The sequence below is a fragment of the Microbacterium altimontanum genome (assembly GCF_058349865.2).
The window spans coordinates 93,587-108,037 of the sequence record NZ_JBYRJB020000002.1; the positions used below are offsets into that span (position 1 = coordinate 93,587).

Sequence of the window (14,451 nt, forward strand, 5' to 3'; positions counted from 1 at the left end):
ATGCGGCGTTCCCCCAGGATTGAATCACTCCACAGGGCGAGGCAGCCCGCACAGGGCGATGCAGCCCAGAGGGAGGTTCAGGTGTCCACCACCAGCCCGGTCCGCCCCGGCACCACCGTCGACGAGCAGACGGGAGCAGTGCAGCTCGATCACCTGACGAAGCGCTACGGCGACCAGACCGCGGTGGACGATCTGTCGCTCGACATCCGCGCCGGAGAGTTCCTCTCCCTCCTCGGCCCTTCTGGATGCGGGAAGACCACCACACTGCGCATGATCGCCGGATTCGAGCATCCCGACGCCGGTGACATCCTTATCTCCGGACGGTCCGTCCTGGGGCAGCCGCCGTACAAGCGCAACGTCAACACGGTGTTCCAGGCGTACGCGCTGTTCCCGCACATGACGGTGGCCGAGAACGTCGCATACGGGCTGCAGCAGAAGCGCGTGCCGAAGAGCGAGATCCGCGAGCGTGTGACATCCGCTCTCGGGATGGTCCAGATGCGCTCGTTCGCCGACCGCCGACCCACCCAGCTCTCGGGCGGCCAGCAGCAGCGCGTCGCGCTGGCCCGGGCGCTCGTGAACCGCCCGGCCGTGCTGCTGCTCGACGAGCCGCTGGGCGCCCTCGATCGCCAGCTGCGCGAGGAGATGCAGCTGGAGCTGAAGCTGATCCAGGCTCAGCTCGGCATCACGTTCGTGTTCGTCACGCACGACCAGGGCGAAGCGCTCTCGATGAGCGACCGGATCGCCGTGATGCGCGCCGGACGCATCGAGCAGCTCGCCGACTCCGACACGATCTACAGCGCGCCGGCCTCGGCGTACGTCGCGGCGTTCGTCGGGCAGCAGAACTTCTTCGACGGGACCGTCACCCCGGACGGCACGGCGGTGCAGGCAGCGCACGCGGTGCTGCGCCCTGCCCAGCGGATCTCGACGGTCCAGCCGGGTGTCGCGGCCCGCGCTGCGGTCCGCCCCGAGTTCGTCGACATCGTGACCGAACGCCCCGACGTCGATGTGAACGTGGCCGAGGGGCGCATCATCGGCGTCTCCCACCTCGGCGAGACGATGCAGTACCTCGTGCAGTTCGGCCGCGAGATGTCGATCATCTCGCGGCGGCCGACCCCGGATGCCCCGCGCGTGGCAGTGGGCAGCACCGTATGGTGCACGTGGCGCCCCGAATCCGTGCAGATCTTCCCTGTCGACGACGACCCCACGCACGGCGGCTTCGTGGAGCCGCCCACCACCCGCAGCATCCGTACGCGCTGACACCCGAACGGCGAGAGGAACAGCCATGACCGAACACCACCCCGTCCGCATCCTGGCCGATCAGGGCGCGGCGAACCGCATCGTCTCCGATATGACGCGGCGCGGCTTCTTCTCCCTCATGGGCGTCGTCGGCGGCACCGCGCTGCTCGCGGCATGCTCGCCCGGCGGTGGCGGCGGCACCGGCGGCGGCGCCCAGCCCGGCCCGCGGGCGACGGGCGGCAAGCTCGAGAGCTCCCTGTCGATGTACTCCTGGGGCGACTACGACGCACCCGAGGTGCTCAGCGCGTTCACGAAGCAGCTCGGCCCGAAGCTCACGGTCGACTCGTTCGGCTCGAACGAGGAGCTCATCGCGAAGCTCGTCGCGGCGAAGGGGACCGGCGGCTACGACATCATCGTGCCGACGGGCGTCTACATCCCGCAGATGGTACAGAACAACCTGCTGATGAAGCTCAACAAGGACCTCATCCCGAACCTGAAGTACATGGACCCCGCGTACCTCGGCCGCGGGTGGGACAAGAACAACGAGTATTCGATCTGCAAGGCGTGGGGCACGACCGGCTTCGTGTACGACAAGACGAAGATCACCCGCGAACTGAAGACGTGGAACGACTTCCTCGACTGCGCGCAGAACGAGGCGAGCGGCAAGACGAGCGTGCTCGACGACCCCGCCGAGATCACCGGCATGTACTACTGGGCCAACGGCATCGACTGGAACACCACCGACAACGCCGAGATCGACAAGTGCGAGGACTTCATCGTCAACAAGCTCGCACCCCACATCGCGGCCTTCGACTCGTATCCCGGCAGCGGGGCCATCCCGCAGAGCGCCCACACCCTCATCGAGGTCTGGAACGGCGACGCGCGGCAGGGCATCCTGGCGTCGAAGGAGCCCGACAAGTGGCAGTGGGTGCTCGGCTCCCCCACCACCGAGCTGTGGATGGACAACTGGGCGATCGTCGCGAGCGCGCCGCACCCCGAGGCCGCCCACGCCTTCATCAACTTCGTGCTCACGCCCGAGAACCAGCTGAAGAACGTCGACTACATCGGCTATCACACGGGGGCGAAGGACATCGAGGAGACCGCGAAGAAGGAGGGTCTGGAGATGCTGGACCTCGTCTTCTTCACTCCCGAGCAGCTCGCGACGATGAAGGACGGGGCCGTCAACGAGGCGCAGACCCGCACGGTCGACATCTACAACAAGGCGAAGGCGGCAGCGGGTGCGTAGAGCACGGCTGCCGGGCTTCATCCTCGCGGTGCCCGCGTGGCTGTGGCTGGCGGCCTTCTTCATCGCACCGGTCCTGGTGGTGTTCTGGTACAGCTTCGGCTACAAGCCCGGGCTGTTCGGCACCCATGCCAACGACAGGCTGTCGCTCGACCGGTACGCCGAGGTGCTCACTCCGACCTTCTTCGACACGTTCTGGAACACCCTCTGGATCGGCATCGGCGGCACGCTGCTGTGCTTCCTCATCGGCGCACCCGTCGCGTACTGGATGGCGTTGAAGGCGCCCGCGCGCATGAAGGGGATCCTGCTCGCGCTCGTGCTGGTGCCGTTCTGGACGAACTTCCTCGTGCGGACGATCGGCTGGATGGTGATCCTGTCGCCGGAGGGCTGGATCTCTCAGGCGATGCAGGCGATCGGGCTCGCACCCCTCGACATCCTCTACACCCGCCCTGCCGTGCTGTTCGGCGTCGTGTACAACTACCTGCCGCTCATGATCCTGCCGCTGTTCGTGGCGTTCGACAGGGTCGATCTGCCGGTGCGGGAGGCGTCGAAGGACCTCGGCGCGAACCGCTGGCGCACGTTCGCCCGTGTGACGTTCCCGCTCGCGCGCCCGGGCATCGTCGTGGGGGCGCTCCTCGTCTACATCCCCCTCATGGGCGACTACATCACGGCCACCGTGCTGGGTGGTGCGAAGGGCAACATGGTGGGCCAGCTGGTGGCCTCCCAGTTCCAGACGGCGCAGAACTGGGCGCTCGGTTCGGCGATGGCGGTGATGCTGATCCTGATCATCCTCGGATCGGTCGCCCTCATCGCCGGCATCCTGTGGCTGCTCGCCCTTCCGTTCCGCCTGCGCAACCGCATCACCGTCGAGGAGTTCGCGTCATGACGTCCGTCGAGCCCGGGATGGGCACTCTGCCGGCCGCCGCCGTCGACCTCGAGGAGGGAGCCGGTCTCGCCCGCGCCGGCGGCGACCGATCGGAACCCCTGCAGCACCGGCAGCGGCGCGCGGTGACCGACCGGCTGCTCACGGCGTGGAGCGTGCTGGTGTACGTCTTCCTCTTCACGCCGATCCTCGTGATCGTCATCTACTCGTTCAACAACGGCCGCCTCCTGGTCGCGTTCGACAGCTTCGGATTCGACGGATACCTCGCCCTGTTCCGCAAGCCGGTGATCGCCGACGCGGTCATGGTGTCGCTGCGCACGGGTGCGATCGCCGCTGTGCTCGCATCGCTGCTCGGCACGCTGGCGGGCATCGCGCTGGCGCGGCGCCCGGGCAAGTGGACGTTCTGGTTCATCGGGATGCTGCTGCTCGTCGCCGTCACCCCGGAGATCGTGGACGCGGTCTCGCTGCTGCCCTGGCTCGTCTTCCTCGGCCAGGACCTCGGGATGTCGCTCTTCAACGACGGCACGTTCCGGCTCGTGATCGGGCATTCGCTGTTCTCGGTCGCGGTCGTCACGTACATCGTGCGGGCCCGGCTGGTCGGGCTCCCGGCCAACCTCGAGGAGGCGTCCGCCGACCTGTACGCGCCGCCGCTGCGCACGTTCCTCAAGGTCACGCTGCCGCTCGCGATGCCGGCAGTGCTCGCGGGGCTGCTGCTGTCGTTCACGTTCAGTCTCGACAACACGATCGTCTCGGCGTTCGTGCAGGTCTCGGGCTCGACGCCGTGGCCGGTGTACGTGCTCAGCTCGCTGCGCAGCGGATTGCGACCGGAGATCGCCGGTGTGTCGACGATCATGCTCATCGTCACGCTGCTGGCGCTGTCGGTCGTCGCGATCGTCCTCAAGCGCGCCGGCGACTCCGCCACCGACATCGCCCGCACCATGGCCGGCGGCTGACGCCGGGCGACCCGCGCAGCCGAGGGGCGGCTCGGCCAACGCGGGGGCAACTCGGCGAACGCGGCGGCAACTCGGCCGAACGCAGGGGCAACTCGGCCAACGCGGCGGCAACTCGCGCAACCGAGGGGCAACTCGCGCAACCGAGGGGCAACTCGGCGAAGCCACCGCGCACCGCACCACGCCCACACCACACGCATCGCACCACCACCGAAGGAGTCACCATGCCGTACGCCGACCTCGTCTTCCGCGGCGGGCCCGTGTTCACCGCCGACACCGTGCGCTCCCGGGCGACCGCGGTCGCCGTGGCGGGCGGCCGGATCGTCGCCGTCGGCCACGACGTCGACGACCTCGTCGGACCGGGCACGGAGGTCGTCGACCTGCGCGGGAGGATGCTCGTGCCGGGCTTCCAGGACGCGCATGTGCACGCGGTGTGGGGCGGGCTCGACCGGCTGCGCTGCGACCTGTCGCCGTACTCGACCGAGCGCGAGTACCTCGACGCGCTCGCGGCGTACGCCGCGGCACGTCCCGACGACGAGTGGGTGCTCGGCGGCGGCTGGGCGATGTCGGCGTTCCCGGGCGGCACGCCCACGGCATCCGCCCTCGACACCGTCGTCCGCGACCGGCCGGCCTTCCTCCCCAACCGCGACGGCCACGGCGCGTGGGTGAACTCCGCCGCGCTGCGGCTGGCCGGCATCGACAGGAACACCCCCGACCCCGCCGACGGCCGCATCGAGCGCGACGCCGATGGCGAGCCGACCGGCACGCTGCACGAGGGCGCGATGACGCTCGTCAACCGGCTCCTTCCGACCGAGCCGCCGGAGCGTCTCGTCGAGGCGCTCCTCGAAGGCCAGCGCTATCTGCACTCGTTCGGCATCACCGGCTGGCAGGACGCGATCATCGGCGCCTATGGCGACGCCGGCGATCCCGGTCCCGCCTACGTCACCGCCGGGACCGACGGGCGCCTCACCGCGCGGGTCGTCGGCGCGCTCTGGTGGGACCGTGCCGCGGGCCTCGAGCAGATCCCCTCGCTCGTCGAACGCCGGGAGCGGTACCGCGGCGGCCGGTTCGCCGCGACGAGCATCAAGGTCATGCAGGACGGCGTCGCGGAGAACTTCACCGCGTCGATGCTCGAGCCGTACTGCGACGGGCATGGGCATCCCACCGACAACTCCGGCATCTCGTTCGTCGACCCCGAGGTCCTGAACGAGGCGGTGCCCCAGCTCGACGCGCTCGGGTTCCAGGTGCACTTCCACGCGATCGGCGACCGGGCGGTCCGGCAGTGCCTGGATGCCGTGGCCCACGCCGTCGCCCGCAACGGACGCGGCGACAACCGGCATCACATCGCCCACCTGCAGGTCGTGCACCCCGAGGACGTGCCCCGGTTCCGACAGCTCGGGGTCGCGGCGAACATGCAGTCGCTGTGGGCGACGCTGGAGCCGCAGATGGTGGAGCTCACGCTGCCGTTCCTCGGCGAGCGTCGTGCCGGATGGCAGTACCCGTTCGGGGACCTGCTGCGCGCGGGCACTGTGCTCGCCGCCGGCAGCGACTGGTCTGTGTCGAGCCCGAACCCCCTGGCGGCGATCCACACGGCAGTGAACCGCACGGCGGCTCCCGGATACGAGGAGGGCGACTACGACCCGTTCCTCCCCGAGCAGGCGATCGACCTCGCCACCTCGCTCACCGCGTACACGGCGGGGTCGGCCTGGGTGAACCACCTCGACGAGTCGACGGGCACGGTGGAGGTCGGGAAGTACGCCGACTTCGCGCTCCTCGACCGGGATCCCTTCGCCGGTCCCGCCGACGAGATCGGGGCCACGCGCGTGCTGCAGACGTTCGTCGAGGGCGAGCGCGTGTTCGCCGCGGAGTGAGCGGCCGGGCCGCGGCATCCCTCGACGACCGCGCAGGAGCGGGATGTCGCGGCCGACCTTCGTCGCCACGACACTCCGTCCGGCCGTCCGGCGAGATCCCGACACGATGCCGGTGTGCCGGCGTGCCCGCTCGGCCAGGATGGAATCCACCCACCTCGATCGGAGCTGATACCCGTGGGAACCACCGTCTTCGAACGGCATCGACCCGACGCATCCGTCGTCTCCCATGCGCTCGCGCACACCGCCCACTCCGTCTTCTGGCGCGACGATCTGCCGCCCGAGCTGACACCCGATCGGCCGCCGCTGACCGGTGCGCACGACGCCGACCTGGTGGTCGTCGGGGGCGGCTACACCGGCCTGTGGACCGCGCTGCTCGCGAGCGAGCGGATGCCGGATGCCCGCATCGTGGTGCTCGAGGCCCAGCGAGTGGGGTGGGCCGCATCGGGCCGCAACGGCGGTTTCTGCGAGTCGAGCCTCACCCACGGCCATGAGAACGGGATGGTGCGCTGGCCCGACGAGATGCCGACCCTGGAGCGCCTCGGGATGGCGAACCTCGATGCGATCGAGGCGTCGGAGCCGCGGTACGGCATGGACTTCCACTTCGAGCGGACCGGCCAGCTCGCGCCGGCGCTCGAGCCGCACCAGCTGGAGTGGCTGCACGAGTGGCGCGATGAGGCGGCGGGCGACGACGACGTCGTCTACCTCGACGAGCAGGCGGTGCGCGCCGAGGTCGACTCGCCGACGTACCTCGCGGCGGTCTGGGAGAAGCGCACGTGCGGCATGGTCCATCCCGCGCGCATGGCGGCCGAGCTCGCGCGGGTATGCGAGGAGCGCGGCGTCGAGATCTTCGAGCGCTCGCGCGTCGTCGACCTCCGCACGCCGGGCGACGCCGGCGCCACGGTCGTCACCGAGGCGGGCAGCGTGCGCGCCGGCCGGGTCGTCCTCGCGACGAACGTGTTCCCGTCGCTGCTGGCCCGGAACCGTCTCATGACGGTTCCCGTCTACGACTACGTGCTCATGACCGAGCCGCTCACCGTCGAGCAGCTCGCCTCCATCGGATGGCGCAACCGCCAGGGGATCGGCGACATGGCCAACCAGTTCCACTACTACCGGCTGACCCGCGACAACCGGATCCTCTTCGGCGGTTACGACGCGATCTACCACTATGGGCGCCGCGTGCGCGCCGAGTACGAGAACCGACCCGAGACGTGGCGGAGGCTCGCCACGCACTTCTTCACGACGTTCCCGCAGCTGGAGGGCCTGCGGTTCTCCCACCAGTGGGCCGGCGCGATCGACACGTCCACGCAGTTCACGGCGTTCTTCGGCACCGCGCGCAGGCGCCGCGTCGCCTACGCCGCCGGCTTCACCGGTCTCGGCGTCGGCTCGACCCGCTTCGCCGGCGAGGTCATGCTCGACCTGCTCGACGGCATCGAGAACGAGCGCACGTCGCTGCAGATGGTGCGCAAGCGCCCCCTGCCCTTCCCGCCCGAGCCCGCGGCCGCGATCGGCATCAACGCGACCCGCTGGTCGCTCGATCGCGCCGACCACCGGGAGGGGCGCCGCAACCTGCTGTTGAAGACGCTCGACGCGCTGGGATTGGGGTTCGACTCATGAGAATGGATGCCGGAGCCGGGGTGGTCGCCGCGTCGCTTCCCATCGACGACGAGCCGATCGCCGCCGAGCAGGTGCGGGCCGGCGCGCCCCGGGCGGGCTTCGTCGAGCTGGACGCCACCGATGGACGCACGATCGGCGTGTGGGAGCACTCCCCCGGCGTCTCGACGGACGTCGAGGACGACGAGGTGTTCGTCGTGGTGTCGGGCACCGGGCTGCTCGAGTTCACGGAACCGTCCCTGCCCGCCGTCGAGCTGCGCCCCGGCGTCATCGTGCGGCTCACGGCGGGGATGCGCACCGTCTGGACGATCCGCGAGACGCTGCGCAAGGTGTACGTGGCCTGATCCCGCCGCTCGGCGTCGCAGAAGCAGGCGCGATCGGCCCCCTGCTGCCTGAGCGGCCGACGATGAGCGGATCCAGCCTGCTTCTGCGACGGGAAGAGCCGGCCACCGAGCAGCGCCCGTGCCCCGGCGGGGCGATCGCGCTCCGCCCGGCATCGGCGTCGCTGATACCCACCATCGGCCGAACCGCCTTTGCCGCGCACCGGAGGGGGTGTCGAATGGAGCGACGCCTCACGGCCGGCGCCCTCCACGACGACGGCGCCTTCGATGACGAAGGAGATGGGACGCATCATGTGCGACGACGCCACGACGCACCCCGACGGCACTCTTGACGACCACGACGCGCCGAGGTCAGGCATCTCCCGACGCGGGCTCCTCGGCGCCGCCGCGGCATCCGCCGTCCTCGCGACGACCACGGGTCTGCTGCGGCCTTCCGCCTCTGCCTCGGCCGCCGAAGCCTCCCGCCGGCCGGCCGATACCAGGGGGCTGTCGGTGACCCTGCTGGGCACCGCGGGCGGCCCGCCCCCGCAGGCCTACCGCAACGGGATCTCGTCGGCCCTCGTCGTCGACGGCAAGACGTACGTGATCGACTGCGGCCGCGGAGCCGTGACCCAGTTCATGCGCGCGGGACTGTCGATGCCGTCGCTGACCGGGATCTTCCTCACGCATCTGCATTCCGACCACACGGTCGACTACTTCTCGTTCCCGCTGCTGTCCGCGGGCGTCGTCGGTCCGCAGGGGTTCCAGTCGCCGATCGGAGTGTGGGGACCGGGCCCAGCCGGGGAGCCGTCGAAGCTGGCCGGTGCGACTGGCAGCGTGCCCGGCACCGTCGAGCAGACGGCCCTCGCCAACCAGAGCTTCGCGGCCTCCACCACGTTCTTCCTCACCGAGCACTTCGGCGTCGACCCCGTCACGATGCTGCACGTGCACGATGTGCTGCCCCCGGCGTCCGCCGGCGCGTCCCCGGCGAACCCGGCACCGGTCATGGCACCCTTCCCCGTCATGGAGGACGACCGCGTGAAGGTCACCGCCATCCTCGTTCCGCACGGTGCGGTCTGGCCGGCGCTGGCATACCGCTTCGACACCGACTACGGCAGTGTCGTCTTCTCGGGGGACACGGCACGCACCCCGAACATCCCGACCCTCGCCAAGGGCGCAGACCTGCTGCTCCACGAGGCGGCGGACTTCGCTGCCCTGCCGAAGCTCGGCTATCCCGCACCGGTCATCGAGCACATCAAGCTCGTGCACACCGACGTGGCGGAGCTCGGTGCGGTGGCCCGCGAGGCGGATGTCGCGAAGCTCGTCGCGACACACCTCAGTCCCGCCGACGCGTCGGTGGTCTCGGACAGCGAGTGGCGCAAGCTCTTGCGCAACAGCGCGCGGGCGGCCGGCTACCGCGGCGAGATCGAACTCGGCACTGACCTGATGCAGATCCCCGTGGGCAGGCGCCGGTAGGCCACGGGCGGCAGCCCCTCGACTCGGCCCCACTCAGCCGTCGGCCGTTCCGAGCGTCGCGCTGATCAGCGCCGGGAGGGCGCGCTCCGTCGGACGAGCAGCGCGAGGTGCAGCGCGGTCTGCGTCTCGCCGTCGTCGAGGTCCATCTCCAGCAGCTGCTCGATGAGCGCGATGCGCTGATAGAACACCGAGCGCGACAGGTGGGATGCCGCGGCCGCCGCGGTGCGGTTGGCGGGATGCGTCAGCACCGCCGTCAGGACGTCGAGCAGGTCTCCATCGCGCGTGAGGTCGTAGTCGATCAGCGGCGCGAGCATGCGCTCGCCGTGCTCGAGCAGGCGCTGATCGTCACGCAGCGATGTGACCAGGTGGACGAGGGGCCGCGCGTCGGCGCGCCGGATCTCGGGGCCGCCCCGGTCGGCTCCCGGACCGCCGTGCACGAGGTCGACCGCCTCGTGCAGCGAGACCAGCGCCTCGTCGAGACCGCGCGCCGGCGAGCCGACCGCGGCGACGGCATGAGCGGCGGCCTCCCCCACGGCCTTGGTGACGAACTCCCGCACGGCCGCGTCGTCGAAGGCGTCGTCGGGCGGCAGCGACAGCAGCACCGCAGTCGCCGGTCGCGACGTCGGCGCCGGGCCGGCGATCGCCCGTCCGCCGATCGCGCGGGCCGCGACATCCGCCCGTCCTCCCGCCACCGACGCGCGGGCGATGACGACCCCGTACAGCTGCCGGTCGCGCACGGGAAGCCCGGCAGCCCCGAGACGCGCGGCGGCGCCGGCGACGCTGATGAACCGTCCCGTCACGAGGCGCTCGAGCAGACGCCGTCGCGCCTGGCGCTCCCACTCGTCCTTCGAGCCGTCGGCGAGCCGTCCGAGCGCCAGCGCGATCGCCCCCTGCTGCAGCACGCCGAGCCGCCCGGCGGGATGCTCCGGCCCCGGGAGGGCGACGAGGTGCCCCCACCGCGTGCCGCGCGCCTCCACCGGCACGAGCAGCCAGCCGTCGGGCGTCTCGCCGCGGGCGTCCGCCGTCTGGTGCGCGCTCCGCGACCGGCGCTCCCAGTCGGTGAAGAGCTCCTCCTCGCGAGCGGGCGGCACCTCCGCCGCGATCACCTCGTGTGCGAGATTCTCCAGCACGACCGGGGCCTCCAGCGTGACCGAGAGCTGCTGCACGACGTAGTCGGCGGGCGACCCGCGCAGCGCCAGGGCGGTGAAGCGGTCGCGCACCTCGTCGCGCGCCCGCAGCGCCGCCGTCTGCCGGTCGATGATCAGGCGGTGGACCGCCTCCGTGATCGCGACGTACTTCACCTCGTGGTGCAGCGCGACCAGCGTGAGGCCGTGCTGTCGCGCCGCGTCGATGATCACCGCGGGCGTCCAGCGGTAGTGGGTGCCGAGTTCGAGCACGAGGCCCGCGGTGCCCACCGCGACGAGCTCGGCGATGAACGCGCGCAGCTCGTCGGGGTCCTGCGGCCACGCCGAGCCGGTCGACAGCAGCAGCTCGCCGCCGTTGAGCAGCCGAGCGACTCCCGCGCTGTCCGACACATGCACCCATCGCACGTGGGCGTCGAGCCGATCGTGACCGCTGAGCACCTCCGGCACTCCCTGCGTCACCGCGTCGAGCTGCAGCACCTCGCGCAGGGTGGGCAGCACGATCTGGGCATCCGCGCGCGTGTCGTCGTCGGTCACCATGACTCTCCCTCGGGTCGGAGCTGACTCAGCATAGCCCGGACAGTACGTCCGATCCGCCTCTCAGATCGCGACGGATAGCCACTCCCGCGTGTGAGATCGCCCTGCAACACTGAGACGGATGCTGCCGGTCGATCTGTCCGACCAGCGCATGCGCACACGTCGACGCACCGAGGCGTCGACCCGGGAAGGGATATCCATGACCATCACCCAGCCGCAGTCCGTCGACGACGCCACGCCGGAGGCACCGGTCATCGGGCACTGGATCGACGGAGCCCCACGGGTGCCGGCCGGAGGCCGCACCGCCCCGGTGTTCAACCCGGCGACCGGGCAGGTCACCGGCCGCGTGGCGTTGGCCGACGACGACGAGATCGCCGAGGCGATCGCGTCGGCGCAGGCGGGATTCGAGGTGTGGTCGCGCTGGTCGGTCGCCAAGCGGCAGGCGGTGCTGTTCGCGTTCCGTGAGCTGCTGAACGCGCGGCGCGGTGAGCTGGCCGCGATCATCACCGCCGAGCACGGCAAGGTGCTCTCCGACGCGGCCGGCGAGGTCGCACGCGGGCTCGAGGTCGTCGATCTCTCCTGCGGATTCCCGTCGCTGCTGAAAGGCGGGTACACGGAGAACGCCTCGAGCGGGGTCGACGTCTTCACGCTCCGGCAGCCGCTCGGGGTCACCGCGATCATCTCGCCGTTCAACTTCCCGGCGATGGTGCCGCTGTGGTTCTTCCCCGTCGCGATCGCCGCGGGCAACAGCGTCATCCTCAAGCCGAGCGAGAAGGACCCCTCGGCGGCGCTGTGGCTCGCCGCGCTGTGGGCGGAGGCGGGTCTCCCCGACGGTGTGTTCACCGTGCTGCAAGGCGACAAGGAGGCGGTGGACGGGCTGCTGCGCGCGGATGCCGTGCAGTCGGTCTCGTTCGTCGGATCCACGCCGATCGCCCAGTACATCTACGAAGAGGCATCCCGCACCGGAAAGCGCGTGCAGGCCCTGGGCGGGGCGAAGAACCACATGCTCGTGCTGCCCGACGCCGATCTCGACCTGGTCGCCGACCAGGCGGTGAACGCCGGGTACGGCGCGGCCGGCGAGCGCTGCATGGCCGTCTCGGTCGTGCTGGCGGTGGGCGACGTGGCGGACGAGCTGTCGCCGAAGATCCAGGAGCGGATCGCCAGGCTGCGGATCGGCGACGGCGCGTCCGCCGCGGGCGAGCCCGACATGGGCCCGCTGATCTCGGCCGCGCATCGCGACAAGGTGTCGTCGTACGTCGACATCGCGGAGGCCGACGGCGCCGACATCGTCGTCGACGGGCGCGGGTTCACCGTCGACGGGCACGACGACGGGTTCTGGTTCGGCCCCACGCTGATCGACAACATCCCGACCGACTCCCGGGCGTACACCGAGGAGATCTTCGGTCCGGTGCTCTCGATCGTGCGGGTGGCGACGTTCCAGGAGGGCCTCGACCTCATCAACTCCGGCCGGTTCGGCAACGGCACCGCGATCTTCACGAACGACGGCGGGGCCGCGCGGCGGTTCCAGTCGGAGGTGCAGGTCGGGATGATCGGAGTCAACGTGCCGATCCCCGTACCGGTCGCCTACCACTCGTTCGGCGGGTGGAAGAGCTCCCTGTTCGGCGACGCGAAGGCCTACGGCAGTCACGGGTTCGACTTCTTCACGCGTGAGAAGGCCATCACCACGCGGTGGACCGACCCGGCCGCCGACACCCATTCCCACCGCGGCATCGACCTCGGCTTCCCGCAGAACGATTGACGATCACCATGAGCGACACCTTCACCACCGCCCCGGTCGACCTCGCCGCGGACGCCCGCGTGCGGGCCGACGACCGCGGCCACGTCTTCCATTCCTGGAGCGCACAGGCGCTCATCGATCCGCTGCCGGTCGCCGGCGGCGACGGCGCCTCGTTCTGGGACTACGCCGGCAACTCGTACCTCGACTTCTCCAGCCAGCTGGTGAACCTCAACCTCGGGCATCAGCATCCCGATCTCGTGGAGGCCATCCAGCGCCAGGCCGGACAGCTGGCCACGATCCAGCCGTCGCTCGCCAACGACGTGCGCGGCGAGCTCGCCCGGCGCATCAGCGAGATCGCCCCCGACGGGTTCGAGAAGGTGTTCTTCACGAACGGCGGCGCCGACGCGAACGAGAACGCGGTACGGATGGCCCGGCAGTTCACCGGCCGCCGCAAGGTGCTGGCGATGTATCGCAGCTACCACGGCAACACCGCGACCGCCATCAGCCTCACCGGCGACCCGCGGCGGTGGCCGAACGAGCCGTCCGACGGCTCCGTGGCGCACTTCTTCGGCCCGTACCCGTACCGGTCGCCGTTCCACTCGTCCTCACCCGAGGAGGAGACGGCGCGCGCGCTGGAGCACCTCGAGCAGACGATCGTGCTGGAAGGGGCGTCGACGATCGCCGCGATCATCATCGAGACGGTCGTCGGCACCAACGGCGTGCTCGTGCCGCCTCCCGGGTACCTGACCGGGGTGCGCGGGCTGTGCGACCGCTACGGCATCGTCTACATCGCCGACGAGGTCATGGTCGGCTTCGGCCGCATCGGCGAGTGGTTCGCGTTCGACGCGTTCGACGTCGTGCCCGATCTCATCACGTTCGCGAAGGGCGTCAACTCCGGTTATGTGCCGCTCGGCGGTGTCGTGATCTCCGACCGCATCGCCGCTCACTTCGACACCGTCTCGTTCCCCGGCGGGCTGACCTACTCGGGGCATCCGCTGGCGTGCGCCGCCGGCATCGCGACGTTCGAGGTGTTCGAGCGCGACGGGATCCTGGAGCGGGTGCGCGACCTCGGGTCACGCGTCGTCGAGCCGCGGCTTCGTGAGATCGCGCGGCGCCACCCGAGCGTCGGCGATGTGCGCGGACGCGGCCTGTTCTGGGCGATCGAGCTCGTCAAGGACCGGGCGACGCGCGAGCCGCTCGTGCCGTTCAACGCGTCGGGTCCGGAGGCCGCGCCGGTCGCGGCGGTCGCGGCGGCGTGCAAGCGCGCCGGCGTGTGGCCGTTCACCCACTTCAACCGCGTGCACGTCGCACCGCCGCTGATCATCGACGAGGACGACCTGGTCCGCGGCCTCGACGTGATCGACACCGCGCTGCACGCCGCCGACGAGCACATGTGACCAGGGGACCGCTCACCTGTCGCACATCGACCCTCGTTCACGCGGGA

Annotated in this window: 11 protein-coding genes; 10 read left to right on the plus strand and 1 reads right to left on the minus strand. The window is 70.6% G+C overall.

The genetic code is table 11. From position 1 onward, the window contains the following. Window positions 1–81 precede the first annotated feature (81 nt). The 8 genes from AC3RX1_RS02650 (at window position 82) to AC3RX1_RS02685 (ending at window position 9,590) form a co-directional block, all read left to right on the plus strand. Window positions 82–1,257 carry an ABC transporter ATP-binding protein gene (locus AC3RX1_RS02650; protein WP_491499692.1) on the plus strand — a complete coding sequence of 392 codons (1,176 nt, stop codon included), beginning with the start codon at window positions 82–84 and terminating at the stop codon, window positions 1,255–1,257. 25 nt (window positions 1,258–1,282) lie between these two features. Next, window positions 1,283–2,482, plus strand: coding sequence for a polyamine ABC transporter substrate-binding protein (locus AC3RX1_RS02655; protein WP_491499693.1), 1,200 nt, complete (start codon window positions 1,283–1,285; stop codon window positions 2,480–2,482). Continuing rightward, window positions 2,475–3,365, plus strand: a complete 891-nt coding sequence (locus tag AC3RX1_RS02660) for an ABC transporter permease (protein WP_491499694.1) — start codon at window positions 2,475–2,477, stop codon at window positions 3,363–3,365. The genes AC3RX1_RS02655 and AC3RX1_RS02660 overlap by 8 nt, the downstream gene beginning before the upstream one ends. Further along, window positions 3,362–4,315, plus strand: coding sequence for an ABC transporter permease (locus AC3RX1_RS02665; RefSeq protein WP_491499695.1), 954 nt, complete (start codon window positions 3,362–3,364; stop codon window positions 4,313–4,315). Before AC3RX1_RS02660 ends, AC3RX1_RS02665 begins: the two co-directional genes overlap by 4 nt. 221 nt (window positions 4,316–4,536) lie before the next feature. Beyond that, window positions 4,537–6,183 (plus strand): amidohydrolase, encoded by a 1,647-nt coding sequence (locus AC3RX1_RS02670; RefSeq protein ID WP_491499696.1) that lies wholly within the window; start codon window positions 4,537–4,539, stop codon window positions 6,181–6,183. Between the two features lie 174 nt (window positions 6,184–6,357). Continuing rightward, the gene (locus AC3RX1_RS02675; RefSeq protein ID WP_491499697.1) at window positions 6,358–7,797 is read left to right on the plus strand and encodes an NAD(P)/FAD-dependent oxidoreductase; all 1,440 of its coding nucleotides are present in this window, start codon (window positions 6,358–6,360) and stop codon (window positions 7,795–7,797) included. Window positions 7,798–7,799: 2 nt separating this feature from the next. After that, on the plus strand, window positions 7,800–8,138 hold the full coding sequence (locus AC3RX1_RS02680; RefSeq protein WP_491499698.1) for a cupin domain-containing protein: 339 nt from the start codon (window positions 7,800–7,802) through the stop codon (window positions 8,136–8,138). A gap of 264 nt (window positions 8,139–8,402) precedes the next feature. Beyond that, entirely contained in the window at window positions 8,403–9,590 is a 1,188-nt protein-coding gene (locus AC3RX1_RS02685; protein ID WP_491499699.1) for an MBL fold metallo-hydrolase, read from the plus strand. A gap of 65 nt (window positions 9,591–9,655) precedes the next feature. Here AC3RX1_RS02685 and AC3RX1_RS02690 read toward each other — a convergent pair whose 3' ends face one another. Further along, entirely contained in the window at window positions 9,656–11,272 is a 1,617-nt protein-coding gene (locus AC3RX1_RS02690) for a PucR family transcriptional regulator (protein ID WP_491499700.1), read from the minus strand. Window positions 11,273–11,468: 196 nt separating this feature from the next. Here AC3RX1_RS02690 and AC3RX1_RS02695 point away from each other — a divergent pair, with 196 nt between their 5' ends. After that, complete coding sequence (locus tag AC3RX1_RS02695; RefSeq protein ID WP_491499701.1) at window positions 11,469–13,028, plus strand: CoA-acylating methylmalonate-semialdehyde dehydrogenase; 1,560 nt, start codon at window positions 11,469–11,471, stop codon at window positions 13,026–13,028. 8 nt (window positions 13,029–13,036) lie between these two features. After that, complete coding sequence (locus tag AC3RX1_RS02700) at window positions 13,037–14,404, plus strand: aspartate aminotransferase family protein (protein ID WP_491499702.1); 1,368 nt, start codon at window positions 13,037–13,039, stop codon at window positions 14,402–14,404. Window positions 14,405–14,451: the final 47 nt, after the last annotated feature.